This is a genomic window from Streptomyces sp. DSM 106670, from assembly GCF_055792845.1.
Genome location: NZ_CM147704.1, coordinates 207,940 through 233,530 on the forward strand (window position 1 = coordinate 207,940; position 25,591 = coordinate 233,530).

Below are 25,591 nucleotides of genomic sequence, written 5' to 3' on the forward strand. Positions count from 1 at the left end.
GTGCCCCGGGCGGTTACGGCCGGTCCCGGCGGTTCAGCCGGTCCGGGCGGGCTGCCGGGCGGTGAGTTCGCCGAGCACGTCGAGGGCGAGGCGGCGGGCGAGGTCCACCTTGAACGCGTTGTCGCGCAGCGGCCGGGCCTCGGCCAGTTCGGCGATCAGGGCGTGCTGGAGGACGGCGGGCGTGGCCGGTGCGCCGCGCAGCTCGGCCTCGGCCCTGCGGGCCCGCCAGGGACGGTGGGCGACGCCGCCGAACGCCAGCGTGGCGTGCTCGACGCGGCCGGCGGCCACCCGGACGGTGGCGGCGACGGAGACCAGCGCGAAGGCGAACGAGGCGCGGTCGCGGGCCTTGCGGTAGCGGGAGGCGGTGCCGGGCGCCGGCGGCGGGAGCAGCACCTCGGTGATCAGCTCGCCGGGCCTGATCACGGTGTCCTGGTCGGGGTTCTCCCCCGGCAGCCGGTGGAATTCCGTGAGGGGGACGGCCCGTTCGCCCTCGGGGCCGAGCAGCAGCACGGTCGCGTCGAGCGCGGCGAGGGCCACGGCCATGTCGGACGGGTTGGTGGCCACGCACTCCGGCGAGTGCCCGAGGATGGCGAGGTCGCGGTGGGTGCCTTCGCGCGCGGGGCAGCCGGAGCCGGGGAGCCGTTTGTTGCAGGGCTTGGAGACGTCCTGGAAATAGCGGCACCGGGTGCGCTGGAGCAGGTTGCCGCCGGTGGTGGCGGTGTTGCGGAGCTGGCCGGAGGCCCCGGCCAGCAGCGCCTGGGACAGCACGGGGTAGCTCTCGATGACGTCGGGGTGGGCGGCGAGGTCGCTGTTGCGCACGGTGGCGCCGATGCTCAGGCCGCCTTCGGCCGTCCGGGTCACCCGGTCGAGCGGCAGCCCGGCGACGTCGATGAGGATCCGGGGCGTCTCGACGCCGAGTTTCATCAGGTCCACCAGATTGGTGCCGCCGCCCAGGAAGCGGGCGCCGGGGCCGGCCGCGCAGAGCCGGACGGCCTCGTCGGTGGAGGCGGGGCGCGCATAGCCGAACGGTTTCACTCGATCACGTCCTCGATGGCTTCGACGATCCGGGGGTAGGCCCCGCACCGGCACAGGTTGCCGCTCATCCGTTCCCGGATCTCGTCGGCGTCGAGCACGACGGCTCCGGCGACGGTCCCGTCCGGCCCGGCGGCGAAGGAATCCGGTGCGGTGGCGTGCGAGGGGTGGCCGTCGGCGGCCTCGCGGAGCATTCCCACGGCCGAGCAGATCTGGCCCGGGGTGCAGAAGCCGCACTGGAGGGCGTCCCGCTCGACGAACGCCTGCTGCACCGGGTGCAGGCTCTCGCCGTCGGCGAGCCCTTCCACGGTGGTGATCGTGGCGCCGTTCCGGGCGACGGTGAGCAGCAGACAGCTGTTGACCCGGCGTCCGTCGACGAGGACCGTGCAGGCTCCGCACTGGCCGTGGTCGCAGCCCTTCTTGGCGCCGGTGAGTCCGAAGTCCTCCCGCAGCGTCTCCAGGACGGTGGCACGGTGGTCGACGGTCAGCGTCGTCTCCTCGCCGTTGACGTACAGCGTCACGGCGGAGCGTTCGTCGACGACCGGTTCCGGTTCGAGGTCCGCTCCGAGAGCGAGGGAATCCATGCGCGCGCCTTTCGCTTCGCCGTGCGGCCGGGCCACCCCGGCCGGGTTCTGGTCCGGTCCGGTCAGCGGCTCTCCAGCCGCAGCCTGACCTCCTGCTCCTGGTCCCCGGCGGCCGTGCCGACGACGCTCACCACGAAGGCTCCGGTGAGGTGGGTGCGCAGCCGGTCGACGGCCCAGTAGCCGCCCTGGGCGTCCACCGTGACCGGTGCGGTGAGGCGGGCGGGGGTGACGTCCGCCCGCGGTTCGGACACGTCGACGGTGGTGACCCAGGCGGTGGGGCGGGGGCCGGAGACCGGTGCGGGGGTCTCGCCCATCGGGTGGTCGGAGGCGAAGGCGGTGGCGAGCACGTCGAACACGGTCCGCGCGTCCTGGGTGTCGCAGCGGCCGAGCGAGACCACCACCTCCCGGCCCGCCGGGTGATCCTCGCCGCTCTGCTCGGGGGTGCTGTTCACCGTGGTTCCTTCCGCTGGGGTGCCGGCCTTCGGGACCACTCCAGGCTGACCCCGCATCCGGCCGACGGCGACACGGGAAGCACCCGAAAGAGGCCTGGAACACCTGGAGGGCGGGCAGGAGGGCTGTCCTGGCCCACGGTCTTGAAACGCGTTTCCCGCGAGATACCCATAAAACATGAATTGATGTGAATAGCTGACTGATGCCCTCCTCCCGGGGTATGGGCATTGCATGGACGTTCTGAATGCAGTCACCGCGGCCGAGGTGTCCGCCGAGGTTCCGCTCGCTGCGACCACGGGCGCCCTCGGGGTCGTCATGCCCATCGTGGCGCTGGCCGTCGTCGCCCTGCTGATCGGCGGCTTCATCCTCAGCAAGCGCAAGCACGACGCCGAGCCGCCGCCGCCCCAGCCCCATGAGCAGCCGGAGACGCCCGAGCGGCGCACCCACGTCGAACAGCACGACCCGCATTCCTCCGATCAGTTCCCCGAGGACGGCCACGCCCTGTCGCCGTACGAGCTGAAGGACCACGGCAACGGCCCGCTGCCGCCGGACGAGGAGCGGCCGAACGGCTGACCGGCCCGTCCCGCGGGGGCGTCACGTCGGCCCCCTCTGCTCAGGAGGTTGTGATGGCCGGCTCGGCCGCCGACCGACGTACCCGACTCACGGTCCTGGTGGCGCTCGCCGCCAACCTCGTGATCGCGGCGGCCAAGACCCTGGGCGGGCTGGCCTCCGGCTCCCCCGCCCTGCTCTCCGAGGCCGCCCACTCGGTCGCCGACAGCCTCAACGAGGTCTTCCTGCTCGCCGCGCTCCGGCGCAGCCGCCGTCCCGCCGATGCCCGTCATCCGTTCGGATACGGCAAGGAGCGCTACTTCTGGGCGCTGCTGGCCGCTGTCGGGATCTTCGTGATGGGCGGCTGTTTCTCGTTCTACCAAGGCCTCTCCGCCCTCCGCCGGGGCGACCACGATCCGCCCGAGGGCTACACGGCGGGGCTGATCGTGCTCGGCGTGGCCTTCGTCGCCGAGGCCACCTCGCTGAGCCGGGCCCTGCACCAGGCGCGCGGCGAGAAGCGCGGGGCACTGGACCCGGCGCTGCGCACCGTCATCGCGGAGGACAGCACGGCGGTCCTCGGCGTCACCCTGGCGATGGCGGGCATGGGGCTGCATCTGGCCACCGGCAGCGTGGTCTGGGAGGCGGCGGCCTCGCTGGGCATCGGGCTGCTGCTGGTCTACGTGGCCTTCCGGCTCGGCCGGGACGCCCGCGACCAGCTGATCGGCGAGGCCGTCGATCCCGAGCTGCGACGCGATCTGGTGGGCTTCCTGATGCGCCAGGGCGAGATCGACAACGTCGCCGAGCTCCTCACGATGCGGCTGGGCATGGACTCGGTCCTGGTGGCCGCCCGGATCGACCTCGCCCCCGGCATCGACAGCGAACGGGTGGAGGAGGTCTCGATGCGGATCAGGGAGGCGATGGCCGACCGGTGGCCGCAGGCCGACCAGATCTTCCTCGACATCACGAACGCGCCGCCGCGCGCCGGTCTGTGACCCCGCAGGCGCCCCGGCCCGCGTTGCGGGACCGGGCGGGCCGTTCGAGGCTGGTTGCTGGACCGCAGCGGCCGGGCAGAACGCCGCTCCCCGAAGAAGGCAGTGGACCATGACCGGAAGCGATCCCCGTACGGCCTCATCGGCGGCCCCGCTGACGGGCCCGGCCGCACCGTGCTGGGTCACCCTCATGACCCGGAGCCTGGAGACGGCCGAACGGTTCTACGCACAGGTCCTGGGCTGGTCGTTCCGGCCCGGGCGGCTCGGTTCGGACTACGCGGTGGCCTACCGCGACGAGGTGCCGGTGGCCGGCGCCTTCGCCGTCTCCACGGCGTTCCAGGTCGCGGTGGCCTGGACGCCGTACTTCGCGGTGGAGGACGCGAACGTGGCCGCCGCCCGGATCCGTGAGCGCAGCGGGACCGTGGCGGTGGGGCCGCTGACGCTCGGCAAGGGGCGCGGGGTGCTGGCGTCGGACCGGGACGGGGCGGCGTTCGGCCTGTGGGAGCGCACCGAGCCCTCCACCTCGCCGCCGGCCCCGGCCGACCACGCGCACGCCTGGCTGCGGCTGCGGACCCGTAACGCCTTCGACGCGGCGATCTTCTACGGCGAGGTACTCGACTGGGCGAGCGGACGGCCGGGCTGCTGCGATGTGGCGTACGAGGGCGACGAGGTCATCGTGCGGTGCGAGGGGCATGCGCTGGCCCGGATCAGCTCCGGCGCCGAGGAGAGCGCGGCCGAACCGGTGGTGCGCCCGCACTGGCAGGTCCAGTTCCCGGTGACGGACCTCGCGGCGACGGTCTCGGCCGCCGAACGGCACGGCGGCGACCTCGTCGAGGAGCGCACCGGCTTCGGGGGCACCGAGGTCACGCTGCGGGACCCGAACGGCGCGCTGTTCGCGGTGACCGATCTGCGCAGCCCAGCCTGACACGGCCTAGGAAGCCCTGGCCCCGGGGCCGTTTCCCGACTCGTCCTCGTCATCGCTCTCGTCCCGCGCAGCGCTCCCCCGGGCCAGGGCCCATACCGGGAAGACGAACCAGCAGGCCAGGAACCACAGGGCCATCGCGCCGACCAGCCACAGCGCCAGCTGATTGTGCAGGGCGACACGGAGGATCAGCAGCAGCGCCGAGCACATGGTGCAGAAGAGCAGCACCAGGCCGAGGACGGTCATCCTGGAGGCCCAGATGACCGTCTCGGGCTTCATCCGGCGGCCGGTGAGGAGCCGGTGGTACGAGACGGGGCCGATGAGCGCCGCCGCGGTCGCCGAGCCCAGCATGACCGTGATCACGTAGATGGTCCGGTCGGTGTTCCCCAGCTCCTCGAAACGCGACTGGAAGACCACCGCGAGCAGAAAGCCGAAGAGGATCTGGACGCCGGTCTGCGCGACGCGCAGTTCCTGGAGGAGTTCGGACCACTGCCGGTCCGCCCGCTCCTCCTGGGTCTCCTGACGGCCTCTGCTGAATGTCACGTGACCTCCCTTCCCGCGTGGCGGCGCGCCCATGGCCGGAATTCACGGGTTCCCCGCGGTCACGGGCCCATTCCCGTGGACCGGCGGGAGGCGGCCCGCCTAGGATCACCGCAGGGCATCGCGCGTCGGTCACCGGCCGGGTGAGGCGTGGAGGTAGCCCGTGAGATGCCCGTTGGAGGCATTCCACCGTGTCAGTCGAGTTGAACCACACCATCGTCCATTGCCGGGACAACCGCGAGTCCGCGGAATTCCTGGCGGACCTGCTGGGCCTGGCGGTCGGAGAAGAGTGGGGGCCGTTCATTCCGGTCGTTCTCGCGAACAGCGTCACGCTGGATTTCGCGACGATTCCCGCCGCTTCGATCACCCCGCAGCACTACGCGTTCCTCATCTCGGAGGCGGAGTTCGACACCGCGTTCGCGAAGATCCAGGAGCGGGGAATCGACTATTACGCCGATCCCCATCAGAAGATTCCCGGCGAGATCAACCACAACGACGGCGGGCGGGGCGTGTACTTCCCCGATCCGAACGGTCATGGGATGGAGCTGATCACCCGCCCGTACGGCGGCTGATCAGCACCCGCAGCACCCCGTCCGGTCCCGGAGCCCGGCCGCGCACCCGTGCGGCCGGGCTCCGGTCGTCCCCGGGGCGGCGCGCCTCAGCCGATGCGCAGCAGGAACTCGGGGCGGTCCCACATCACCGCGGGCGGGGCGGCGAGGACCGTGCCGACGGGTTCGGCGCCGATGCTGCGGTAGAAGCCCTCGGCGGGCGGATGGGAGACGATCCGGACGCCCGTGAGCCCGGCGTTCCGGGCCTCCTCGCGCAGATGGCCCGCGAGCAGCCGGCCGATGCCGAGCCCCTGGGCGGAGTCGGCGACGAACATCAGGTCCAGCTCCGGCGGGTCGAGGAGCAGCGCGTAGAAGCCGAGGATCTGTCCCGTGCCGCCGTCCGCGGCGACGAAGACCCGGTGCACGGCGATGTAGTCCGGCCCGACCCGGTAGCCCTCGACCATCGGTGCGTACGGGCCCTCGTAGGCGCGTGAGGTGCGGACCAGCCGGGTCAGACGGCCCGCGTCGCCCGCCTCGGCGCGGCGCACCACCACATCGGCGCGCCGTGCGGCGGGCCCGCGCCGCCGCCCTGTTCCGCCCGATCCCATACGGCGAGTATGCGGCACGGTGACGACAAGCCCTAGGCCGGGCGGCGTTCCTCGCGCCAGCGGCGTACGGTCCCGTCCACGTCGAAGGGCTTCAGTCCCAGCGGCGGGCCCTCGGGCGGCCTCCTGATCGCGCGTTCGATCTTCTCGTTCACCTCGGTCAGGATGCGCCGCACCTCGGCCTCGGTGCGAGCGGCGGAGACCGCGGCGGGAACGTCTTCCGCCTCTTTGCGCAGGGCCAGGGCGGGCGGCAGCATCGACACGCCTTCCCGCTGCATCTTCTGCTTGATCCACCAGGTCTCGTCGTACGGGCGTTCAAGACCGGCGATCGGCTTGCCGAAGCCCGGGAGCGCGGAGAAGTCGCCGCGCTGTTCCGCCTCGTGAATCTGCCGGTCGACCCAGGATTCGAAACTGACTCCCGGTGGTTTGCGCTCCGTCATCGCGTGTCCCTCCGACCTGCAGCCGATCCGACTCCTTCACCCTACCCAGGACGCCGCACGGGCCCTCCGGCCGGAAGGCGGCGGCCTCGAACGGGCAACCGGGGGTACACGAACTCCTGCGCACCGCCCGGCGATTGCCGCCGGGCCCGGACCGAAAGGGGTTGACCACTGTGCGACAGCAGAGCTACGTACCGGCCGATGAACGTTGGGGGCGGTAGCCGTGACGACAGCGATCATCATCATCGCCGTGGTCGTCGTGGCGGCCATCGCCGCGTTCTTCCTGCTCCGTGGAGGTCCGGTCGGCGGCCGGGGGCTGCGCAGCCGCTTCGGACCGGAGTACGAGCGGGTGGTCGCCCGGCACGACGGCGACACCGCGGCGGCCGAGCGGGAGCTCGGCGACCGGGTGAAGCGGCACGGGCGGCTGGAGAAGCGCCCGCTGACCGACGAGGCCCGCGCGCGCTACGCCGCCCGCTGGGCGAGCGCCCAGGAACTCTTCGTCGAATCGCCCGGGCGGGCGCTCGCCGAAGCCGACACGCTGCTGGCGGATCTGTCGCGCGAGCGCGGCTTCCCGGCCGGCGAGGACTTCGAGGACCGTACGGACGCGCTCTCCGTCCACCATGCCGCGCACGTCCACGGCTATCGGCGGGTGCACTCCGCGCGACGCGGGGACGCGAGCACCGAGGAGATGCGCGAGGCGCTGGTCGATGCCCGCGGGCTCTTCGACTCCCTGCTCGCGGACGGCCCGTCGGGGCGTGAGCACGGCAACCGGCATCTGGTGAAGGGACGCGGCACATCATGACGCGGACGACGGACGAAACGACGCAGACGCCCGACAGCACGGACCGCCCCGAGGGCGCCGGGCCCCTGGACACGGGGACGCCCGTGCGGAACCCGGGCCCCGCCGAGGGCGGCCCGCACCCCGGGCGGCCGCTGTTCGCCCCCGAGGAACAGGAGGCGTTCACCGCCCGGATCCAGCAGGCGGTGGCCGGGTTCGTGGCGGATCCGCACCGGGCGGTGCGGGACGCCGACGCCACGTTCGAGGAGGTGGTGGCGGACCTCGGGGCCGCCCTGGCGGAACGCGGGCGGCGACTGCGCGCGGGCAAGGACGAGCGCGACGCGCCCACCGGGGCGGAGACCGAGGATCTGCGGATCGCCCTCCAGCACTACCGCGACCTGACAGAACGCCTCGTACGCCTCTAGCCCGAAGCGCGTACGGAAGGGGCCGGTCCCAGCCGGACCGGCCCCTTCCCGCGCTCGCGTCGCTTCCGTACGGGTCAGCCGTGGATCACCAGGCCGTCGCGCAGCCGCTCCAGTACGGCGTCGGGCACCCGCAGTCCGTCGCGCACATAGCCGTCGAGGCCGCCCCAGCGCTCGTCCATGGCGTCGAGCGCCACGTCGAGATAGCGGGGGCGGACCTCGATGATCGCCGCGGCGACGGCGGGGTCGCCCCCGCCGTCCAGGAACTTCGCCACGTACGGGGCGAAGGCGGCCCGTACGGCGGGATTGACCGCGACGAAGTCCGACCGCACCGTGGCGCGAGCCGCTCCGAGGATCATCAGCAGGACGGCCGCCGCCCAGCCCGTACGGTCCTTGCCTGCCGTGCAGTGGAAGAGCACCGGGCGGGCACCGGCGTCGGCCACCGTTTCCAGGAAGGCCCGGTAGGCGGCCGCCGCGCCGGGCGAGAGGACCATCTTCCGGTAGGTCTCGGCGAACAGTTCCTCGGCCCGGCCGCCGCCCAGCGTCCGCTCCGCCTCGACCGGGTCGGCCAGCAGGGACCGCAGCCGGGCGGGCGCCACGCCCGGGTGGTCGCCCAGGACGTCGGCGACGAAGAGTCGGGCCCGGTCCGGCAGCCGGTCCGGGGCCCACCGGCGCTCGTCGGCGGTCCGCAGGTCCACGACGGTACGGATGCCGAGCGCCGACACCGCCCGGTCGCTCGCCGGGTCGAGCTCGCTCAGCTGCCCCGAGCGGAACAGCAGGCCCTGCCGCACCCGGCGGTCACGGCCCAGGGCGATGCCGCCCAGGTCGCGCAGATTGACAACGGTGGCGGCCGGAACGGTCCGGGCGGTCTGCACGATGAACTGCCTCTTTCCCCGATGAATTCCAAGAATTCCGTATATCAGGATCAACGACGCATGCAGTGCGGAAAGGACGTCAGTCCGACAGGAGTTTCGTCTTCTGCTCCACGAACTCGTCGTCGGTGAGGACGTCCCGCTTCCACAGTTCGGCGAGCCGCTCCAGCCGGGTGATGATGTCGTCCCCCGCGCTCTCCTCACCGGCGTCGCCGCCGCCCGTGGTGAGGCGCTCGTGGGCGACGAAGGCGCCGCCCGCCTCGCGGGCCGTGCGGGCGAGCCCGGTGGTCCACAGGTCTTCCCGGACCACGATCGCGACGACATCGCCCGCCGGCACTCCACCGTCGAGCCGTTCGATGTCCTCCGCGCCCAGCACCACCGCCGCCCCGCCCTCCGCCGCATCGGCGGGAACCACTCCCTCGGGGTCCAGCTCCCGCAGGCCCACCGGGGTCAGCGCGCCGCCCTCGGCCCGGCGGACGAAGGCCAGGTCACCGGCGCGTACGGCGCCGGACGACACGGCGTCGGCGAGGGCGGGGGCGACCGACCCGGTGAAGCGACTGCAGGGGAAGGCGATGACGAGGTATTCCACAGGTCCGACGGCCACGGTCGCGTCCTCTCCGTATCCCGGCGGCCACAGGGCGCCGGGGTGGATACGGCATTCCAGGGATGACATAACAAATCAGGAAACTTCGCACATAATATGCATCTCTGTCCCGATTCATCCCGATGTCGAGGACCGTCGTGTTGCCGCCCGCCGTCCGCCGCGCCGGTTACGCGACCGCATGTAAAGGATCAAGTGCATACCCGAGAGGGCAAGGTCACAGCACGTGCCCCTGCTGCTCATTCCGCGCACTGGCCTAGCATCTGAGCATGACGGTCCAGCCTGCTGACGGGCTCTCTCCGGCCGCCGCGTTCCCCGACCCTTCCCATGACCAGTGGCAGAGCCTCGTCGAAGGCGTACTGCGCAAGTCGGGCAAGGAAGTCACGGGCTCGGCCGCCGAGGAAGCGCTGTCCACCACACTGGAGGACGGGCTCACCACCCGCCCCCTCTACACCGCGAGCGACGAGTCGCCGGACACCGGTTTCCCCGGCTTCGCCCCCTTCACCCGGGGCAGCAGGGCCGAGGGGAACGCGGCGGGCGGCTGGGACGTGCGCCAGCGCCACACCCTCTCCGACCCGGCCCGGCTGAACGAGGCGCTGCTCGGCGATCTGGAGAACGGGGTCACCTCGCTCTGGCTCACGGTGGGCGGCCCGGCGGGCGTCCCCGTCGACGGGCTCGCGCGGGCGCTGGAGGGCGTATACCTCGATCTCGCACCCGTCGCGCTCGACGCCCCGGCCGATCCGGACGCCGCGGCGACGGAACTGCTGCGGCTGTACGAGGAGCGCGGCGTAGCCCGGCACGAGGCGCGCGGCACGCTGGGCGTCGACCCGCTCGGCCACGAGGCCCGGACGGGCGTCGCGGCGGATCTCGCCCCCGCCGTGCGCTGGGCGCAGCGGTGCGACGCGGAGTACCCGGGACTGCGGGCGGTCGCCGTGGACGCGCTGCCGTACCACGAGGCGGGCGGTTCGGCGGCCGAGGAGCTGGGGCTCTCGCTGGCCGCCGGCGTCGCCTATCTGCGGGCCCTGACCGCTGCCGGGATGAGCGTGGAGGCGGCCTGCGGCCAGCTGGAGTTCCGTTACGCGGCCACCGCCGACCAGTTCCTGACCATCGCCAAGCTGCGCGCGGCGCGCCGGCTGTGGGCGCGGGTCGCCGAGGCCTCCGGGGCTCCCGCCGCCGGGGCCCAGCGGCAGCACGCCGTCACCTCTCCGGTGATGATGACGCGCCGCGACCCGTGGGTGAACATGCTGCGCACCACGCTGGCCACGCTCGGCGCGGGCGTCGGCGGCGCGGACTCCGTGACCGTGCTGCCGTTCGATCACGCGCTGGGCCTGCCGGACGCGTTCGCGCGGCGGATCGCCCGTAACACCTCGACGATCCTCATGGAGGAGTCGCATCTGGCGCGGGTCATCGACCCGGCGGGCGGCTCCTGGTACGTGGAGCGGCTGACGGACGAACTCGCGGCGGCCGCCTGGGCGTTCTTCCAGGAGACCGAGCGGGCGGGCGGGCTGCCCGCCGCCCTGCGCTCCGGGCTGGTCGCGGAGCGGCTGGCGGCCACCTGGGCGACGCGCAGTGCGAAGCTGGCGCGCCGCAAGGAGCCGATCACCGGGGTCAGCGAGTTCCCGATGCCCGGCGAGCGTCCGGTGGAGCGCGAGCCCGCCCCCGACGTGTACGCCGGGGCTCCGGGCGGTCTGCCCCGGGTCCGGCGGGACGAGGCGTTCGAGGTGCTGCGGGCCCGGTCGGACGCGCACCTCGCGGCGACCGGAAGCCGCCCGAAGGTGTTCGTCGCCGCGCTCGGCCCGGCCGCGGCGCACACCGCGCGGGTCTCGTTCGCCGTCAACCTCTTCGGGGCGGGCGGGATCGAGGCGGTGCACGACCCGGTCTCCGTGGACGCGGACACCGCCGCCGGTGCGCTGGCCGCCTCCGGGGCGTCGGTCGCCGTGCTGTGCTCCTCGGACGCGCTCTACGCCGAGCGGGCGGACGCGGTGGCCGGTGCGCTGAAGTCGGCGGGCGCGGCGCAGGTGTTCCTCGCGGGGCGCCCCGGCGAGTACGCCGATGTCGACGCCTATGTCTTCGCGGGCTGCGACGCGGTCGCCGTTCTCACCTCCGTACTCGACCGCATGGGAGTGGCGTGATGCCGACACCGCCCACGGAACGCACCAGCTCCGTTCCCGACTTCTCCGACCTGCCGTTGGCGTCCACCGCGCCGCCCGCCGGTTCCGCCGAGGAGTGGCAGGCGGCCGTGACCAAGGCGGCCGACGGCGCCGAGGCGCCGCTCTGGGAGACGCCCGAGGGGATCACGGTCAAGCCGCTCTACACGGGTGAGGACCTGGAGGGTCTGGACGCGCTGCACAGCTACCCGGGCATCGCCCCGTATCTGCGCGGCCCCTACCCGACGATGTACGTCAACCAGCCCTGGACGATCCGTCAGTACGCCGGTTTCTCCACGGCCGAGGAGTCCAACGCCTTCTACCGGCGCAACCTCGCGGCCGGGCAGAAGGGTCTGTCGGTCGCCTTCGACCTGCCGACCCACCGGGGCTACGACAGCGACCACCCCCGGGTGACGGGTGACGTCGGCATGGCCGGGGTGGCGATCGACTCGATCTACGACATGCGCCAGCTGTTCGACGGCATTCCGCTGGACCGGATGTCGGTGTCGATGACGATGAACGGCGCGGTGCTTCCCGTGCTGGCGCTGTACATCGTGGCCGCCGAGGAACAGGGCGTACCGCCCGAGAAGTTGGCCGGGACCATTCAGAACGACATTCTGAAGGAGTTCATGGTCCGCAACACCTATATCTATCCGCCGACCCCGTCGATGCGGATCATCTCCGACATCTTCGCGTTCACCTCGCAGAAGATGCCGCGCTACAACTCCATCTCGATCTCCGGCTATCACATCCAGGAGGCCGGGGCGACGGCCGATCTGGAGCTGGCGTACACGCTGGCCGACGGTGTGGAGTATCTGCGCGCCGGGCAGGAGGCCGGTCTGGACGTCGACGCGTTCGCGCCCCGGCTGTCGTTCTTCTGGGCGATCGGCATGAACTTCTTCATGGAGGTCGCCAAGTTGCGGGCGGCCCGGCTGCTCTGGGCGCGGCTGGTCAAGCAGTTCGACCCGAAGAACCCCAAGTCCCTTTCGCTGCGCACCCATTCGCAGACCTCGGGCTGGTCGCTGACCGCACAGGACGTGTTCAACAACGTGACGCGTACGTGTGTGGAGGCGATGGCCGCGACGCAGGGCCACACCCAGTCGCTGCACACCAACGCACTCGACGAGGCGCTGGCGCTGCCCACCGACTTCTCGGCGCGGATCGCCCGTAACACCCAGCTCCTGCTCCAGCAGGAGTCCGGCACCTGCCGGGTCATCGACCCGTGGGGCGGCAGCGCGTACGTGGAGAAGCTGACCCGCGATCTGGCGGACCGGGCCTGGCAGCACATCGAGGAGGTCGAGGCGGCCGGCGGGATGGCGAAGGCCATCGACGCGGGCATCCCCAAGCTCCGGGTGGAGGAGGCCGCGGCGCGGACGCAGGCGCGGATCGACTCCGGGCGGCAGCCGGTGATCGGGGTGAACAAGTACCGGGTGGAGACCGACGAGCAGATCGACGTGCTCAAGGTCGACAACTCCTCGGTGCGCACCCAGCAGATCGAGAAGCTGCGCCGGCTGCGCGAGGAGCGCGACGAGACGGCGTGCCAGGAGGCGCTGCGGGTGCTGACGGCGGCCGCCGAGCGCGACCCGGGTCCGGGTCTTGAGGGCAATCTGCTGGCACTGGCGGTCGACGCGGCGCGCGCGATGGCCACGGTCGGCGAGATCTCGGACGCGCTGGAGAAGGTGTACGGCAGGCACGCCGGGCAGATCCGTACGATCTCCGGTGTGTACCGCAAAGAGGCAGGAGAGTCCCCTTCCGTGGACCGGACCCGTGCGCTGGTCGACGCGTTCGAGGAGGCGGAGGGCCGTCGTCCGCGCATCCTGGTCGCCAAGATGGGCCAGGACGGCCACGACCGCGGCCAGAAGGTGATCGCCACGGCCTTCGCCGACCTGGGCTTCGACGTGGACGTCGGCCCGCTGTTCCAGACGCCGGGCGAGGTGGCGCGGCAGGCCGTCGAGGCCGACGTGCACATCGTGGGCGTCTCCTCGCTGGCGGCCGGGCATCTGACGCTGGTGCCGGCGCTGCGCGAGGAGCTGGCCGCCGAGGGGCGCGAGGACATCATGATCGTGGTGGGCGGAGTGATTCCGCCGCAGGACATCGAGGCCCTGCACGAGGCGGGCGCCGCCTCGGTCTTCCCGCCGGGGACGGTGATCCCGGACGCGGCCCACGACCTGGTGACGCGGCTCGGCGCCGCGCTCGGCCACGAGCTGTGAGCCGCTGACCGGATGGCTGCGAAGATCGACATCGACGGTTATGTGCAGGGAGTGCTCGACGGGAAGCGCGCGTTCGTGGCGCGCGCGATCACCCTCGTCGAGTCGACACGGGCCGAACACCGGGTGCTGGCCCAGCAGTTGCTGAGCCGGCTGCTGCCGCACGCGGGGGCGGCCCGGCGGATCGGGATCAGCGGGGTGCCGGGCGTGGGCAAGTCCACGTTCATCGACGCGCTCGGCACGATGCTCACCGGGCTCGGGCACCGGGTGGCGGTGCTGGCGGTCGACCCGTCCTCCAGCCGTACGGGCGGTTCCATCCTGGGCGACAAGACCCGGATGGAGCGCCTGGCGGTGGACCCGGCCGCCTTCGTCCGGCCCTCCCCCACGGCGGGCACGCTGGGCGGGGTGGCCAAGGCGACCCGGGAGTCCATCGTGGTGATGGAGGCGGCGGGCTACGACGTGGTGCTGGTGGAGACGGTGGGGGTCGGGCAGTCGGAGACGGCGGTGGCCAACATGGTCGACACGTTCCTGCTGCTGACCCTGGCCCGTACCGGTGACCAGCTGCAGGGCATCAAGAAGGGCGTCCTGGAGCTGGCGGACGCCATCGCGGTGAACAAGGCCGACGGCCCGCACGAACGCGACGCCCGCTCGGCGGCCCGTGAACTGGCGGGCGCGTTGCGGCTGATGCATCCGGCGGACGCGGCCTGGACGCCCCCGGTGCTCACCTGCAGCGCGCGCGAGTCGACCGGGCTGGACACCCTGTGGGAGCGGCTGGAGCAGCACCGTACGGTCCTGGAGTCGACGGGCCGGCTGGCTGCCAAGCGGCGCGACCAGCAGGTGGACTGGACCTGGGCCATGGTCCGGGACGAGCTGCTGGACAGTCTGTACAGCAACCCGGCGGTGCGGAAGCTCGCGCCGGAGCTCGAACAGCGGGTCCGGGAGGGCACGTTGACGGCGACGCTGGCCGCCGAGGAGATTCTCGGCGCGTTCCGCGGCGGCGGTGCGGGCACGTCCGCCTGAACGCGTCGGCGCGGTAGCTGTAGCCGTAGCTGTAGCGAGGAAGCGAACCGAGGGGCCCCCGGACGGAGGGGCCCCTCGGCGTTCTCGGGCGCCCGTGGGCGCTTGCGCGGTCGGCTGCGCCTCAGGCGGCGGCCGGCGTGCGTACGGTCGGTACGACGACGGGCGCCCCGTCGGAGGTCGCGGTGAGGATCTCCGCCTCGATGCCGTAGAGCTCCTGGACCAGGGCCGCGTCCACGGTCTCGCGGGGCGGTCCCGTGGCGATGATCCGCCCGTCGCGCATGGCGACCAGGGTGTCGGCGTACCGCGCGGCGGCGGCGAGGTCGTGGACGACCATGACGATGGTGCGGCCTTCGGCGGCGACCTCGCGGACCAGGTCCAGGACTTCCACCGCGTGGCCGATGTCGAGGGCGCTGGTGGGCTCGTCGAGCAGCACGACGGGGGTCTCCTGGGCGAGGGCCATGGCGAGCCAGCAGCGCTGCCGCTGGCCACCGGAGAGCTGGTCGAGCCGGCGTCCGGCCAGAGCGGCGGTGCCGGTGGCCTCCAGGGCGCGGGTGACGGCCTCCTCGTCCTCCCGCGACCACTGGCGGAACAGCCCCTGGTGCGGGTGGCGTCCGTACCGTACGAGTCCGGCCACGGTGACCGCCTCGGGGGCCTGCGGGGCCTGGGGCAGCAGGGCGATGCGGTGGGCGGCGTCGCGCTGGCGCAGCTGCCAGATGTCGGCGTCGCCGACGAACACCGTGCCGGAGCGGGGCTGGTGGAGGCGGGCCATGGAGCGCAGAAGGGTCGATTTGCCGCAGCCGTTGGGGCCGACGATCGCCACGACCTGCCCGGAGGGGACCGTCAGATCGACCTGATCCACGGCGGTATGACCGGCGTATCCAGCGGTGAGCTGTTCGACACGGATTTCCACGAGGACCGGCCTTTCCGAAGGAATGGGACATCATCTTGCCCGATGCCGCTAAAGTAAGGCTAACCTTAGCTCGCTCACGAGCCGACGGCCGCCTCCGTGTGACCGTACGGCCGTCACCGCTTCATGTCCCGTTGAACCCGGAGTCCTTGATGAACCTGCACCACCGCCCCGCCCGCACCGTCGCCCGAAGAGCGGCGCGCGCCGTCGCCGCGCTCGGGGCCGCGGCCCTCCTCCTGACGGCCTGCGGAACGGACTCCGACTCGGGCAAGTCCTCCGGCGACAAGGCCGGCAAGGCGGACTCCGCCTCCTCCGCGACCCGTACGGTCAAGGACGCCACCGGCAAGGCCGTGGAGATACCGGCGGAGCCCAAGCGCATCGTCACCCTGACCCAGGAGGACCTGGACGCGGTCCTGGCGCTGGACATCAAGCCGGTCGGCATCACCAACGGCCAGGGCCTGGACAAGCCCCCGGCCTACCTGGCCGACAAGGTCGAGGGCATCGACGTCGTGGGCAACCTCCTCCAGCCGGTCATGGACAAGGTCGTCGCCGCGAAGCCCGACCTGATCCTCGCCGGTGACATGCAGGACGAGCAGGTGCTCAAGCAGCTCCGCGAGATCACCCCGGCCACGCTGGTGACGATGGCGCCGGCCGACGACTGGAAGCTGTTCTTCCGGGGCATCGGCAATGCCGTCAACAAGCTCGACGCCGCCAACAAGTTCATCACCGACCACGAGGCGTCCGCCAAGGCCGCCGGGGAGAAGCTCGGCGAGAACAAGGGCGCCGAGGTCTCGATCGTCCGCTGGAACCCGGACGGGCCCAGCTGGATGGAGAACAAGCAGTTCGCCAGCGGCGTCGCTCTGGAGATGGGGCTGAAGCGGCCCAAGTCCCAGAACAAGGACGGCAACGCGCACACCCCGTCGCTGAGCCTGGAGAAGATCAACGAGATCGACGGCGACTGGCTGTTCCTGTCGACGCTGACCTCGGACGGCGAGAAGGCCCTCAAGGACGTCCAGTCCAAGCCCGCATACAAGGAGCTGGGCGCCGTCAAGAACGGTCACGCGGTGACCGTCGACGGCTCGGTGTGGTCCACGCGCGGCGGCCCGCTGGCGGCCGACGTCGTCCTCGCCGACTACGTCAAGGCGCTCTCCGCCAAGTGATCTGCACGCCGTGCGGCCCGGCCGGGAACTCCCGGCCGGGCCGCACGGCTTCGCCGCTCCCCGTCAGAGGGAAGCGCGCGCGGCGGCGAAGTCGGCCGCCGTCCAGGCCATGCCCACCGCCCCGTCGAGCAGCGCCCGTTCGGCCGCCGGGGAGATGGCCGCCTCGGCGAACGCGGCCTCGTGCGGGCCGCAGGCTCCCCCGCTGATGTCGAGCACCGGGTGGATGGACGGCACCACGTGCGAGACATTGCCCATATCGGTGCAGGCGAACGGCGGGCGCTCGACCGGTTCGGCGCGGCCCAGCTCGCGGGCGTTGGCGGTCCAGAGCCGGATCAGCTCCGGGTCGCCCCGGAAGTCCAGATAGTCGGGCTCCGGCCGCTCCAGGGTCACCTCGCAGCCGGTGGCGAGCGCCCCGGCGCGGAAGCAGTCCTCGACCCGCTGCCGCAGCTCGCGCAGGTCCTCGGCGGCCAGCGCCCGTATCTCGTAGGTGGCGGTGGCCCGGTCGGGGATCGCGTTGGGCGCGGTCCCGGCGGCGGTGGTGATGCCGTGCACCCGCCACTGCGGGGGCAGTTGCTGGCGCAGCAGGCCCAGGGCGACCTGGGCGACGGTCAGCGCATCGGCGGCGTTGCGGCCCTCGTGCGGATTGAGGCTGGGGTGCGCGGCGCGGCCGGTGTAGGTGACGTCGAGGGTGCCGAGCGCGAAGGAGCGGAAGTCGGCCATCTCGAAGGGGCAGGGGTGCACCATCATCGCGGCATCGACCCCGTCGAACGCCCCGGCGTCCAGCAGCAGCGCCTTGCCCGCCCCGCGCTCCTCGGCGGGCGTTCCGACGACCCGTACGGTCAGGCCGAGTTCGTCCGCGTGGGGGGCGAGGCCGAGGGCCGCGCCGACTCCGGCGGCGGCGATCAGATTGTGCCCGCAGGCGTGACCGAGGCCGGGCAGGGCGTCGTATTCGCAGGCGATGGCCACGGTGACGGGCCCGGAGCCGATCGTGGCCCGGAACGCCGTGTCCAGACCGTGGGCGGGGGCGGTGACCTCGAAGCCGTGCGCGGCGAGGAGTTCGGAGCAGAGCGCGGCGGACTTGTGCTCCTCGAAGGCGGTCTCGGGCTCGGCGTGCAGGCGCCGGCTCAGGTCGAGCAGGGCCGGGGCGTGGCCGCCGACCGTCTCCCGCACGGCGGTCCTGAGGGCGCGCATCCGCTCGTCGGCCACCGTGTCGGCCACCTCCTCGGCCCGTGTCTCCGGGCGGGGGGCTGCGGGGACGGTCATGGACTCTCCTTGCGTTCCGGACCGCTCCGGGGCGGTCGCCTGCACTGTCGGAAATAGGTTAACTTAGCCTTACCTAAGTGTGCGCCGAGTGCCCGTTGGCCCGGTGTCCGTTGTCCTTCAGGGGAGTCGTCACACCCATGCATGAGCGTCCGAACCGCCCGACCAGCTCTTCGGCAGCACACTCCGGCAGCGCGCCGTCCCCCGGACTCCCGCTCCTGACCGCCCAGTCGGGCATCTACTACGCGCACCAGCTGGCTCCTCTCGGCACCGAGCTGAACACGGCGGACTGTGTGGAGATCGACGGGCCGCTGGACGCGGATCTGTTCGTGGCGGCGCTGAGACGGACGGTGGGCGAGGCGGAGACCCTCGCCCTGCGGGTGTCGGAGGCGGACGGCGTGCCGGTGCAGCGGGTCGTGCCCGCCGCCGAACCCGTGGTGCACCGGCTGGAGCTGACGGAGGAGCGGGCCGAGGCGTGGATGCGGGAGGACCTGGCCCGGCCGGTGGATCTCGCCGCCGACGGCGCGCTGATGACGCAGGCGCTGATCCGGGTCGGCGAGAACCGCCACCGGTGGTATCGCCGTGTGCACCACATAGCCGTCGATGCCTACGCCCTGTCCCTCATCGGTGAGCGGGTCGCCGAGGTCTACCGTGCGCTGGTCGCCGGACAGCCGCTGCCCGAGGGCCGGTTCGCCCCGCTGAGCGAGCTGACCGGCGAGGAGACGGCGTATCTGACAGGTGAGGAGTACGCGGCGGACCGCGCCTTCTGGTCCGCGCGCATGGCGGGCTCCTCCGTCACCGCGCCGCACCGCGCGCCCGGCCTCGCGGAGGCGCCCGGCGGCGGTCTCCTCCACCGGGCCGTCGACCTGCCCGCCGACGCCCTGGAGCGGCTGTCCGGGGCGGCGCGTGCGGCGAAGGCGACCTGGGCCGAGCTGGTGGTGGCAGCGACCGCCGGTCATCTGCACCGGCTCACCGGCTCCGAGGACATCGTGCTGGGCCTGCCGCTGACCAACCGGCGAGGGACCGCGGCCCTGCGGACCCCCGCCATGACCGTGAACGTGCTGCCGCTGAGGATCGCCGTACGCCCGGCGGACACCGGGGCCGAACTGCTGCGCCGGGTGGTGCTGGAGATCCGTGCGGCCCGTCGCCACCAGCGCTATCCGCAGGCCGATCTGCGCCGCGATCTGGCCCTGGAGTCGGCCGACACCCCGCTGACCGGTCCGATGGTCAACGTCAAGCCGTTCGACGACGCCCTGGACTTCGCCGGGGTCACCGGCACCGTGCGCAATCTCGCGGCCGGCCCCGTGGAAGGGCTCGCGGTCGGCGCGGCGCCCGGTCCGGACGGAGGCCTGCGGCTCACGCTGGACGCCAACCCAGCCGCGTACGGAACGAGTGACCTCGCCGCCCACGAGAGCACCTGGCTGCGCTATCTGGACGGCCTGACCGAACTGCTGCTGACCGAACCGGAGCGGCCGATCGGCACCCTGGACCTGCTCACCGGCGACCAGCTGCGCGAGGCCACCTCCGGCCGCGTCGAGCCCGCCGCCGCACTCCCCCTCCCCCGGTCGTTCACCGCGCAGGCGGCCCGGACCCCCGAGGCCGTCGCCGTGCGCTCCACGGTGGCGGGCACATTCCGCGGGACAGCAGAGACGGCAGGGACGGCAGAGACGGCAGAGACGGCGACGGACGCGAGCGCGGATGCGGGCGCGCCGGAAGCCGCCGCCGCGTCCGGGGCCCGGCTCACCTTCGCCGAACTGGACGCCGCCTCCGACCGTCTGGCCCATCTGCTGACCGGCCTCGGCGCGGACAGCGCGGACCACACGGCCGGTGCGGGCGGCACGGTGGCGCTGGCGCTGCCCCGGACCGCCGACATGGTCGTCGCCCTGCTGGCCGTGCTCAAGGCGGGCCGGGTCTGCCAGCCGCTGGACCTCGGCCACCCCGCCGCCCGGACCCTGGCCGTCCTGGAGGACGCGCGGCCGCTCTGTGTGATCGGCACGGCCGCGACGCTCGCCGCGCTGCCCGAGCACGGGCTGCCGACCGTCGCGCTCGACGCCCCGGCCACGGCCGACGCCCTCGCCGCCTGCCCCGACGGGCCGCCGCCCACCGGGCCCGCGCTCACGGACCCCGCCTATCTCATCCACACCTCCGGTTCCACGGGCCGCCCCAAGGGCGTCCTCGTCAGCCACGCCTCGCTCGCCAACCTCTGCGCCGGGCACGGCACGGACCACATCGCCCCGGCCGTCGCCCGGACCGGCCGGGAGCGCCTGCGGGTCGCGCACAGCGCCTCGTTCGCCTTCGACGCGTCCTGGGACCCGCTGCTGTGGATGGTCCACGGGCACGAGCTGCATCTGTTGGACGACGCCGCCTACCGGGACCCCGCGGCGCTCACCGCGTACGTCGGCACGCATCGGGTCGACTATCTCGATGTCACCCCCTCCTACGCCGAAGCGCTCATCGCCGAAGGCCTGCTGGACGAGGGCCGCCATCACCCGGCCCATCTGGTGGTCGGCGGGGAGACCGTGCCGCCGGCCCTGTGGGAGCGGCTGACCGAGGCCGGGGCCGTGCACCCGGTCAACCTCTACGGGCCGACCGAGACAACGGTCGACGCCTACTACTGGGTACCCGGCAGCTCCGCCGCCCGTCCCGACGGCCGCCCCGTGCGCGGCTCCCGGGTCTATGTCCTGGACTCCTCCCTGCGTCCGGTGCCCGCCGGTGTGACGGGTGAGCTGTATGTCGCCGGGGCCTGTCTGGCCCTCGGCTATCTGGGCCGCCCCGACCTGACCGCCGAGCGGTTCGTCGCGGACCCGTTCGGCGCGTCGAACGGCGACGCCGGGGGCCGGATGTACCGCACCGGGGACCTGGTGCGCCGCCGCGAGGACCACACCCTGGAATTCCTCGGGCGCAGCGACGACCAGGTGAAGATCCGCGGCTTCCGGATCGAACTGGGCGAGATCCAGGCCCGGCTGGCCTCCCATCCGCAGGTCGCGGCGGCCGCGGTCATCGCCCGGGACACCGGGCACGGCAAGCGGCTGCTGGCCTACGCGGTCCCGGTGCGGACGGCGGGCGACGACCCGGCCGCCGACATCGCGCCGCCCACCCCCGCCGAGCTCCGCGACCATCTGGCCGGGGCCCTGCCCGAGCACATGGTGCCCGCGACCGTGACGCTCCTGGACGCGCTGCCCCGTACGGCCAACGACAAGCTCGACCACCGGGCCCTGCCCGACCCCGAGCCGCTCCCGCTCGCCCCGGGCGGCCCGGACGGCGCCGTCGGCGGGCCGCACACCGAGATCGTGCGCGGGCTCTTCGCCGACGTGCTCGGTATCGCCGAACCCCCGGCCGCCGACGCGGGCTTCCTCGACCTCGGCGGGCACTCGCTGCTCGCCGCCCGGCTGGCCGCCCGGATCCGGGAGCACTTCGGCGTGCCGATGAGCATCGCCGACGTCTTCCGCCACCCCACGTCCGGCGCCCTGGCCGCCCTGGTCCGCACCCGTGGTGGCGCGACCACCGCGTCCGTCCCGCTCTCCCCCGTACCACGCACCGGTCCCCTCCCCCTGTCACCGGCCCAGCAGCGGCTGTGGTTCCTCCACCGTCTCGAAGGCCCCAGCCCCACCTACAACATCCCGCTCGTCCTGAGCGTCAACGGCCCGCTCGACCGCGACGCGCTCCAGCTCGCCCTGCACGACCTGGCGGAGCGTCACGAGACACTACGAACGGTATATCCGCCCACTGACAACGCCTCCGAAGGCGCGGTCGGCACCGTCGCCGGTGCTCCGGACGACACCCCCCACCAGCGGATCCTCGCCCCCGACGACCCGGCGGGCCGCCCGGTGCTGCGGCTCGCGGAGCCGGGCAGCGATCTCACCGAGGCGGTGCGTCACTGCTTCGACCTCGCCACCGAACCCCCGCTGCGCACGGTCCTGTTCAGCGAGTCGCCCGACCACCACACCCTGCTCCTCCTGCTGCACCACATAGCGGGCGACGGGGCCTCCACCACTCCCCTGGCCCAGGATCTGGCCGTCGCCTACACGGCCCGCGCCGAGGGCCGCGTACCGGAGTTCGCGCCGCTGAGCGGCCAGTACGTGGACCACGCGGCCCGGCTCCAGCAGCTGCTGGGCACCCCGGCGGAGCCGACCGCGCTCGCCGAGGCCCAGCTCGCCCACTGGCGCGAGGCGCTCGCCGGGCTGCCCGACCAGCTGGAGCTGCCCACCGACCGGCCCCGGCCGCCGGTGGCCACGTCGGCGGGCGACACCGTGCCCTTCGCCGTGGACGCCACCGCGCACGAGGCGCTGCGCCGGCTCGCGCGGGCGCACGGGGCGACCGTGTTCATGACCGTGCAGGCCGGGCTCGCCGCGCTGCTGACCCGGCACGGCTGCGGCACCGACATCCCGCTCGGCACCCCCGTGGCGGGCCGCGACGACGACGCCACGGCCGGGCTCGTCGGCTTCTTCACCAACACCGTGGTCCTGCGCACCGACACCTCCGGCGACCCCGCCTTCGGCGAGCTGCTGGACCGGGTGCGGGCCACGACGCTGGCGGCGTACGAGCACGACGCGCTGCCCTTCGACCACCTGGTCGAGGCGCTGAACCCGACGCGTTCGCTGGCCCGGCACCCGCTGTTCCAGACGATGCTGGCCTGGCAGTCGATCGCGGACGGGCCCGTCGCCCTCGGTCCGGACACCACCGCGCGGCTGACCGCCGTGCCGTCCGGCACCGCCAAGTTCGACCTGACCCTCAACGCGGGCGAGCTGCCCGGCGGCGGGATCGGGGGCTTCCTGGAGTTCCGTACCGACCTCTTCGACCGGTCGACCGCCCAGGCCCTCGCGGACCGGCTGTCCCGGCTGCTCACCGCGGCGGCCGAGCGCCCCGAGACGCCGGTCGGTCTGCTTCCGGTGCTCGGCGACGACGAGGTCCACCGCGCCCTGGTCGAGGCCAACGGCGTCAACGACGACCGGCCGGTGCCGCTCACCCTCGCCGAGGTCTACGCGGTCGCCGCGCGCCGGCATCCGGAGCGTACGGCGGTGAGCTGCGAGGGCGTGTCGCTGACCTATGCCGAACTGTCCTCCCGGGCCCAGTCGCTGGCCCGGCTGCTGGCGGCCCGGGGAATCGGTCCCGGCTCGATCGTCGCGCTCGCGCTGCCGCGCTCCCCCGACCTGGTGGCCGGGCTGCTCGCGGTGTCGCTGGCGGGCGCCGCGTATCTGCCGATGGACCCGGACTATCCGGCGGACCGGCTCGCGTACATGCTGGACGACGCCCGGCCGGCCGCGCTGATCACCGACGCGGCGACGGCGCAGCGGCTGCCCGCGCACGAGCTGCCGCTGATCACCGTGGACGAGGCGGCGGGCTACCCGGACGGGCCGCTCGACCAGGCGGACCGCACCCGGCCGCTGAGCCCGCAGGACCCGGCGTACGTCATCTACACCTCGGGTTCCACCGGCCGCCCGAAGGGGGTCGTGGTCACCCAGCACAATGTGACGCGGCTGCTGACGGCGACCGAGCACTGGTTCTCGTTCGGGCCGGACGACGTGTGGACGCTGTTCCACTCCTACGCGTTCGACTTCTCGGTGTGGGAGCTGTGGGGCGCGCTGCTGTACGGCGGCCGGGTCGTCGTCGTCCCGTACGCGACCAGCCGTGACCCGCACGCCTTCCTGCGGCTGCTGGCCGACGAGCGGGTGACCGTCCTCAACCAGACGCCGTCCGCCTTCTATCAGCTGGCGGCCGCCGACCGGGAGGCGCCCGGGCACGAACTGGCTCTGCGGTACGTGGTGTTCGGCGGTGAGGCGCTGGAGCTGGGGCGGCTCGCGGACTGGTACACGCGTCACCACGAGAACGCTCCGACGCTGGTCAACATGTACGGCATCACGGAGACCACGGTCCATGTCTCCTACCTGGCGCTGGACCGGGCGACGGCCGCCTCCGCGATCTCCAGCACCATCGGGGTGAACATCCCGGACCTGCGGGTCTACGTCCTGGACGAGCGGCTGCAGCCGGTGCCGCCCGGGGTGACCGGTGAGATGTACGTGGCCGGTGAGGGGGTGGCGCTCGGTTATCTGGGCCGCCCGGACCTGACGGCGGGGCGCTTCGTCGCCGATCCGTTCGCGCATCTCTTCGGGGAGAGCGGGCGGCGGATGTACCGTTCGGGCGACCTGGCCCGGCGGCGCGTGGACGGCACGCTGGAGTACTTCGGCCGGGGTGACCAGCAGGTCAAGATCCGTGGGTTCCGGATCGAACTCGGCGAGATCGAGGCGGTGTTGGCCGACCACCCGGAGGTCTCCGACGCGGCGGTCGTGGTCCGCGAGGACACGCCCGGCGACAAGCGGCTGGTCGGCTACGTCGTTCCCGCGCCCGGCACGGAGCCGGTCCCGGCGGCGCTGCGCGAGCATGGAGCCGCCACGCTGCCGGTGCACATGGTGCCCTCGGCCGTGGTGGTGCTGGAGCGGTTGCCGCTGACCGGCAACGGCAAGCTGGACCGCAAGGCGCTGCCAGCGCCGGGCGTTCCGGTGAACGCCGGTGGGCGCGCGCCGCGCACGGTCCGCGAGGAGCAGCTCTGCTCGGTCTTCGCGGAGGTGCTGGGCCTGCCGTCGGTCGGGGTGGAGGACAACTTCTTCGACCTGGGCGGCCATTCGCTGCTCGCGGTGCGCCTCGCCGGGCGGATCAGGTCGGCGTTCGGCATCGAGGTGTCGATCGGCACGGTCTTCCAGGCCCCGACGCCCGCCGCGCTGGACACGGCGCTGGACGTCTCGCGCGAGGAGGACCCGCTGGATGTGCTGCTGCCGCTGCGGCCCGCCCGCCCGGGTGACCGCGCCCCGGTCCACTGTGTGCACCCGGCGGGTGGCCTGAGCTGGTGCTACGCCGGTCTGATCCGCCATCTGCCGGCCGATGTGCCGATCTACGGGCTCCAGGCCCAGGGCGTGGGCGAGGCGACGGCCGAGGACCCGCTGCCCACCACACTGGAGGAGCTGGCCGCGCACTACGCGTCCCGGATCCGCGAGGTCCAGCCCGAGGGCCCGTACCGGCTGCTCGGCTGGTCGACCGGCGGCATCATCGCGCACGCCATCGCGGCGGTGCTGCAAGAGGCGGGCCAGGAGGTGGAGTTGCTGGCGATCCTGGACGCGTACCCCGCCGAGGGTTTCCGCGACCTGCCGGTGCCCGACCGGGCCGAGGCGCTCGAATCGCTGCTCACCATGGGCGGTTACGGCCCCGACAGCCTCGGGGACAAGGAGCTGAACACGGCGAACGTGGTCGAGGTGCTGCGCCGCGAGGGTTCCCCGCTGGCCACGCTCTCCGCCGCGAAGATCGAGGCGCTCGGCGAGGTGTACCTCAACACCAACGACCTCGTACGCGCCTATGACCACCGGGTGTTCCGGGGCGATGTGCTGTTCTTCCGGGCCACGGTGGACACGATCGACGACACCCTGACGCCGGAGACCTGGACCGATTACGTGAGTGGGCGCATCGACAACACGAACGTCGCCTGCTCCCACAAGGACATGACCCTGCCCGAGCCGATCGCGCACATCGCGCGCGTGGTCGCCGACCGACTGACCGAGCTGGAGAAGTGACA

At 72.9% G+C, this 25,591-nt stretch carries 21 protein-coding genes; 11 read left to right on the top strand and 10 right to left on the bottom strand.

Annotation, left to right across the window (positions count from 1 at the left end; genetic code table 11):
* Window positions 1-33: 33 nt before the first annotated feature.
* The 3 genes from ACSMXR_RS00950 to ACSMXR_RS00960 all read right to left on the bottom strand — a co-directional run bounded on the left by ACSMXR_RS00950 (window position 34) and on the right by ACSMXR_RS00960 (window position 2,068).
* On the bottom strand, window positions 34-1,035 hold the full coding sequence (locus ACSMXR_RS00950) for an FAD binding domain-containing protein (RefSeq protein WP_137231117.1): 1,002 nt from the start codon (window positions 1,033-1,035) through the stop codon (window positions 34-36).
* Window positions 1,032-1,616: a (2Fe-2S)-binding protein gene (locus ACSMXR_RS00955; protein ID WP_137231115.1), complete on the bottom strand. Its 585-nt coding sequence runs from the start codon at window positions 1,614-1,616 to the stop codon at window positions 1,032-1,034. Before ACSMXR_RS00955 ends, ACSMXR_RS00950 begins: the two co-directional genes overlap by 4 nt.
* A gap of 62 nt (window positions 1,617-1,678) precedes the next feature.
* Entirely contained in the window at window positions 1,679-2,068 is a 390-nt protein-coding gene (locus ACSMXR_RS00960; protein WP_103512346.1) for a hypothetical protein, read from the bottom strand.
* A gap of 229 nt (window positions 2,069-2,297) precedes the next feature.
* On the opposite strand from ACSMXR_RS00960, the gene ACSMXR_RS00965 reads away from it, so the two are divergent.
* The 3 genes from ACSMXR_RS00965 (at window position 2,298) to ACSMXR_RS00975 (ending at window position 4,529) form a co-directional block, all read left to right on the top strand.
* Complete coding sequence (locus tag ACSMXR_RS00965; protein ID WP_137231111.1) at window positions 2,298-2,639, top strand: DUF6479 family protein; 342 nt, start codon at window positions 2,298-2,300, stop codon at window positions 2,637-2,639.
* Between the two features lie 53 nt (window positions 2,640-2,692).
* The gene (locus tag ACSMXR_RS00970; RefSeq protein WP_381796071.1) at window positions 2,693-3,607 is read left to right on the top strand and encodes a cation diffusion facilitator family transporter; all 915 of its coding nucleotides are present in this window, start codon (window positions 2,693-2,695) and stop codon (window positions 3,605-3,607) included.
* Window positions 3,608-3,716: 109 nt separating this feature from the next.
* Window positions 3,717-4,529: a VOC family protein gene (locus ACSMXR_RS00975; RefSeq protein WP_137231107.1), complete on the top strand. Its 813-nt coding sequence runs from the start codon at window positions 3,717-3,719 to the stop codon at window positions 4,527-4,529.
* 6 nt (window positions 4,530-4,535) lie between these two features.
* Here the strand turns inward: ACSMXR_RS00975 and ACSMXR_RS00980 are convergent, their stop codons facing one another.
* Window positions 4,536-5,102 (bottom strand): DUF6328 family protein, encoded by a 567-nt coding sequence (locus ACSMXR_RS00980; RefSeq protein ID WP_473170964.1) that lies wholly within the window; start codon window positions 5,100-5,102, stop codon window positions 4,536-4,538.
* Between the two features lie 155 nt (window positions 5,103-5,257).
* Between ACSMXR_RS00980 and ACSMXR_RS00985 the strand changes: the two genes are divergently transcribed.
* Window positions 5,258-5,638 (top strand): VOC family protein, encoded by a 381-nt coding sequence (locus ACSMXR_RS00985; RefSeq protein ID WP_137231103.1) that lies wholly within the window; start codon window positions 5,258-5,260, stop codon window positions 5,636-5,638.
* A gap of 86 nt (window positions 5,639-5,724) precedes the next feature.
* Here the strand turns inward: ACSMXR_RS00985 and ACSMXR_RS00990 are convergent, their stop codons facing one another.
* Window positions 5,725-6,222 (bottom strand): GNAT family N-acetyltransferase, encoded by a 498-nt coding sequence (locus ACSMXR_RS00990; protein ID WP_473170965.1) that lies wholly within the window; start codon window positions 6,220-6,222, stop codon window positions 5,725-5,727.
* Window positions 6,223-6,254: 32 nt separating this feature from the next.
* The gene (locus ACSMXR_RS00995) at window positions 6,255-6,659 is read right to left on the bottom strand and encodes a DnaJ family domain-containing protein (protein WP_137231100.1); all 405 of its coding nucleotides are present in this window, start codon (window positions 6,657-6,659) and stop codon (window positions 6,255-6,257) included.
* A 220-nt stretch (window positions 6,660-6,879) separates the two neighbouring features.
* Between ACSMXR_RS00995 and ACSMXR_RS01000 the strand changes: the two genes are divergently transcribed.
* Window positions 6,880-7,458 (top strand): hypothetical protein, encoded by a 579-nt coding sequence (locus ACSMXR_RS01000; RefSeq protein WP_473170966.1) that lies wholly within the window; start codon window positions 6,880-6,882, stop codon window positions 7,456-7,458.
* Window positions 7,455-7,859, top strand: coding sequence for a hypothetical protein (locus tag ACSMXR_RS01005; protein ID WP_473170967.1), 405 nt, complete (start codon window positions 7,455-7,457; stop codon window positions 7,857-7,859). The genes ACSMXR_RS01000 and ACSMXR_RS01005 overlap by 4 nt, the downstream gene beginning before the upstream one ends.
* A 74-nt stretch (window positions 7,860-7,933) precedes the next feature.
* Here the strand turns inward: ACSMXR_RS01005 and ACSMXR_RS01010 are convergent, their stop codons facing one another.
* On the bottom strand, window positions 7,934-8,731 hold the full coding sequence (locus ACSMXR_RS01010; RefSeq protein ID WP_473170968.1) for a tyrosine-protein phosphatase: 798 nt from the start codon (window positions 8,729-8,731) through the stop codon (window positions 7,934-7,936).
* A gap of 79 nt (window positions 8,732-8,810) precedes the next feature.
* Window positions 8,811-9,332, bottom strand: coding sequence for a DUF6325 family protein (locus ACSMXR_RS01015; RefSeq protein ID WP_473170969.1), 522 nt, complete (start codon window positions 9,330-9,332; stop codon window positions 8,811-8,813).
* A gap of 266 nt (window positions 9,333-9,598) precedes the next feature.
* Here ACSMXR_RS01015 and ACSMXR_RS01020 point away from each other — a divergent pair, with 266 nt between their 5' ends.
* The 3 genes from ACSMXR_RS01020 to meaB are packed head-to-tail and all read left to right on the top strand — an operon-like array spanning window position 9,599 to window position 14,703.
* Entirely contained in the window at window positions 9,599-11,461 is a 1,863-nt protein-coding gene (locus tag ACSMXR_RS01020) for a methylmalonyl-CoA mutase family protein (RefSeq protein WP_473170970.1), read from the top strand.
* Window positions 11,461-13,686, top strand: a complete 2,226-nt coding sequence (scpA, locus tag ACSMXR_RS01025; protein ID WP_473170971.1) for a methylmalonyl-CoA mutase — start codon at window positions 11,461-11,463, stop codon at window positions 13,684-13,686. The genes ACSMXR_RS01020 and scpA overlap by 1 nt, the downstream gene beginning before the upstream one ends.
* Window positions 13,687-13,698: 12 nt before the next feature.
* The gene (meaB, locus tag ACSMXR_RS01030; protein ID WP_137231086.1) at window positions 13,699-14,703 is read left to right on the top strand and encodes a methylmalonyl Co-A mutase-associated GTPase MeaB; all 1,005 of its coding nucleotides are present in this window, start codon (window positions 13,699-13,701) and stop codon (window positions 14,701-14,703) included.
* Window positions 14,704-14,824: 121 nt separating this feature from the next.
* Here the strand turns inward: meaB and ACSMXR_RS01035 are convergent, their stop codons facing one another.
* Window positions 14,825-15,613: an ABC transporter ATP-binding protein gene (locus ACSMXR_RS01035; RefSeq protein WP_137231084.1), complete on the bottom strand. Its 789-nt coding sequence runs from the start codon at window positions 15,611-15,613 to the stop codon at window positions 14,825-14,827.
* A 149-nt stretch (window positions 15,614-15,762) separates the two neighbouring features.
* On the opposite strand from ACSMXR_RS01035, the gene ACSMXR_RS01040 reads away from it, so the two are divergent.
* Window positions 15,763-16,770, top strand: coding sequence for an ABC transporter substrate-binding protein (locus ACSMXR_RS01040; protein ID WP_364886351.1), 1,008 nt, complete (start codon window positions 15,763-15,765; stop codon window positions 16,768-16,770).
* A 63-nt stretch (window positions 16,771-16,833) separates the two neighbouring features.
* On the opposite strand, the gene ACSMXR_RS01045 is transcribed toward ACSMXR_RS01040, so the two are convergent.
* Entirely contained in the window at window positions 16,834-18,033 is a 1,200-nt protein-coding gene (locus ACSMXR_RS01045) for a M20 family metallopeptidase (protein WP_381911039.1), read from the bottom strand.
* Between the two features lie 137 nt (window positions 18,034-18,170).
* Here ACSMXR_RS01045 and ACSMXR_RS01050 point away from each other — a divergent pair, with 137 nt between their 5' ends.
* Window positions 18,171-25,589 (top strand): amino acid adenylation domain-containing protein, encoded by a 7,419-nt coding sequence (locus ACSMXR_RS01050; protein ID WP_473170972.1) that lies wholly within the window; start codon window positions 18,171-18,173, stop codon window positions 25,587-25,589.
* Window positions 25,590-25,591: the final 2 nt, after the last annotated feature.

What these genes read in the sequence shown, in the direction of transcription:
- ACSMXR_RS01040 (WP_364886351.1), top strand. Translation starts at nt 15,763, where the DNA reads ATGAACCTGCACCACCGCCCCGCCCGCACCGTCGCCCGAAGAGCGGCG.
- ACSMXR_RS01045 (WP_381911039.1), bottom strand. Translation starts at nt 18,033, where the DNA reads ATGACCGTCCCCGCAGCCCCCCGCCCGGAGACACGGGCCGAGGAGGTG.
- ACSMXR_RS00955 (WP_137231115.1), bottom strand. Translation starts at nt 1,616, where the DNA reads ATGGATTCCCTCGCTCTCGGAGCGGACCTCGAACCGGAACCGGTCGTC.
- scpA (WP_473170971.1), top strand. Translation starts at nt 11,461, where the DNA reads ATGCCGACACCGCCCACGGAACGCACCAGCTCCGTTCCCGACTTCTCC.
- ACSMXR_RS01020 (WP_473170970.1), top strand. Translation starts at nt 9,599, where the DNA reads ATGACGGTCCAGCCTGCTGACGGGCTCTCTCCGGCCGCCGCGTTCCCC.
- meaB (WP_137231086.1), top strand. Translation starts at nt 13,699, where the DNA reads ATGGCTGCGAAGATCGACATCGACGGTTATGTGCAGGGAGTGCTCGAC.
- ACSMXR_RS00995 (WP_137231100.1), bottom strand. Translation starts at nt 6,659, where the DNA reads ATGACGGAGCGCAAACCACCGGGAGTCAGTTTCGAATCCTGGGTCGAC.
- ACSMXR_RS01005 (WP_473170967.1), top strand. Translation starts at nt 7,455, where the DNA reads ATGACGCGGACGACGGACGAAACGACGCAGACGCCCGACAGCACGGAC.
- ACSMXR_RS00970 (WP_381796071.1), top strand. Translation starts at nt 2,693, where the DNA reads ATGGCCGGCTCGGCCGCCGACCGACGTACCCGACTCACGGTCCTGGTG.
- ACSMXR_RS00965 (WP_137231111.1), top strand. Translation starts at nt 2,298, where the DNA reads ATGGACGTTCTGAATGCAGTCACCGCGGCCGAGGTGTCCGCCGAGGTT.
- ACSMXR_RS00975 (WP_137231107.1), top strand. Translation starts at nt 3,717, where the DNA reads ATGACCGGAAGCGATCCCCGTACGGCCTCATCGGCGGCCCCGCTGACG.
- ACSMXR_RS01050 (WP_473170972.1), top strand. Translation starts at nt 18,171, where the DNA reads ATGCATGAGCGTCCGAACCGCCCGACCAGCTCTTCGGCAGCACACTCC.
- ACSMXR_RS00980 (WP_473170964.1), bottom strand. Translation starts at nt 5,102, where the DNA reads ATGGGCGCGCCGCCACGCGGGAAGGGAGGTCACGTGACATTCAGCAGA.
- ACSMXR_RS00990 (WP_473170965.1), bottom strand. Translation starts at nt 6,222, where the DNA reads ATGGGATCGGGCGGAACAGGGCGGCGGCGCGGGCCCGCCGCACGGCGC.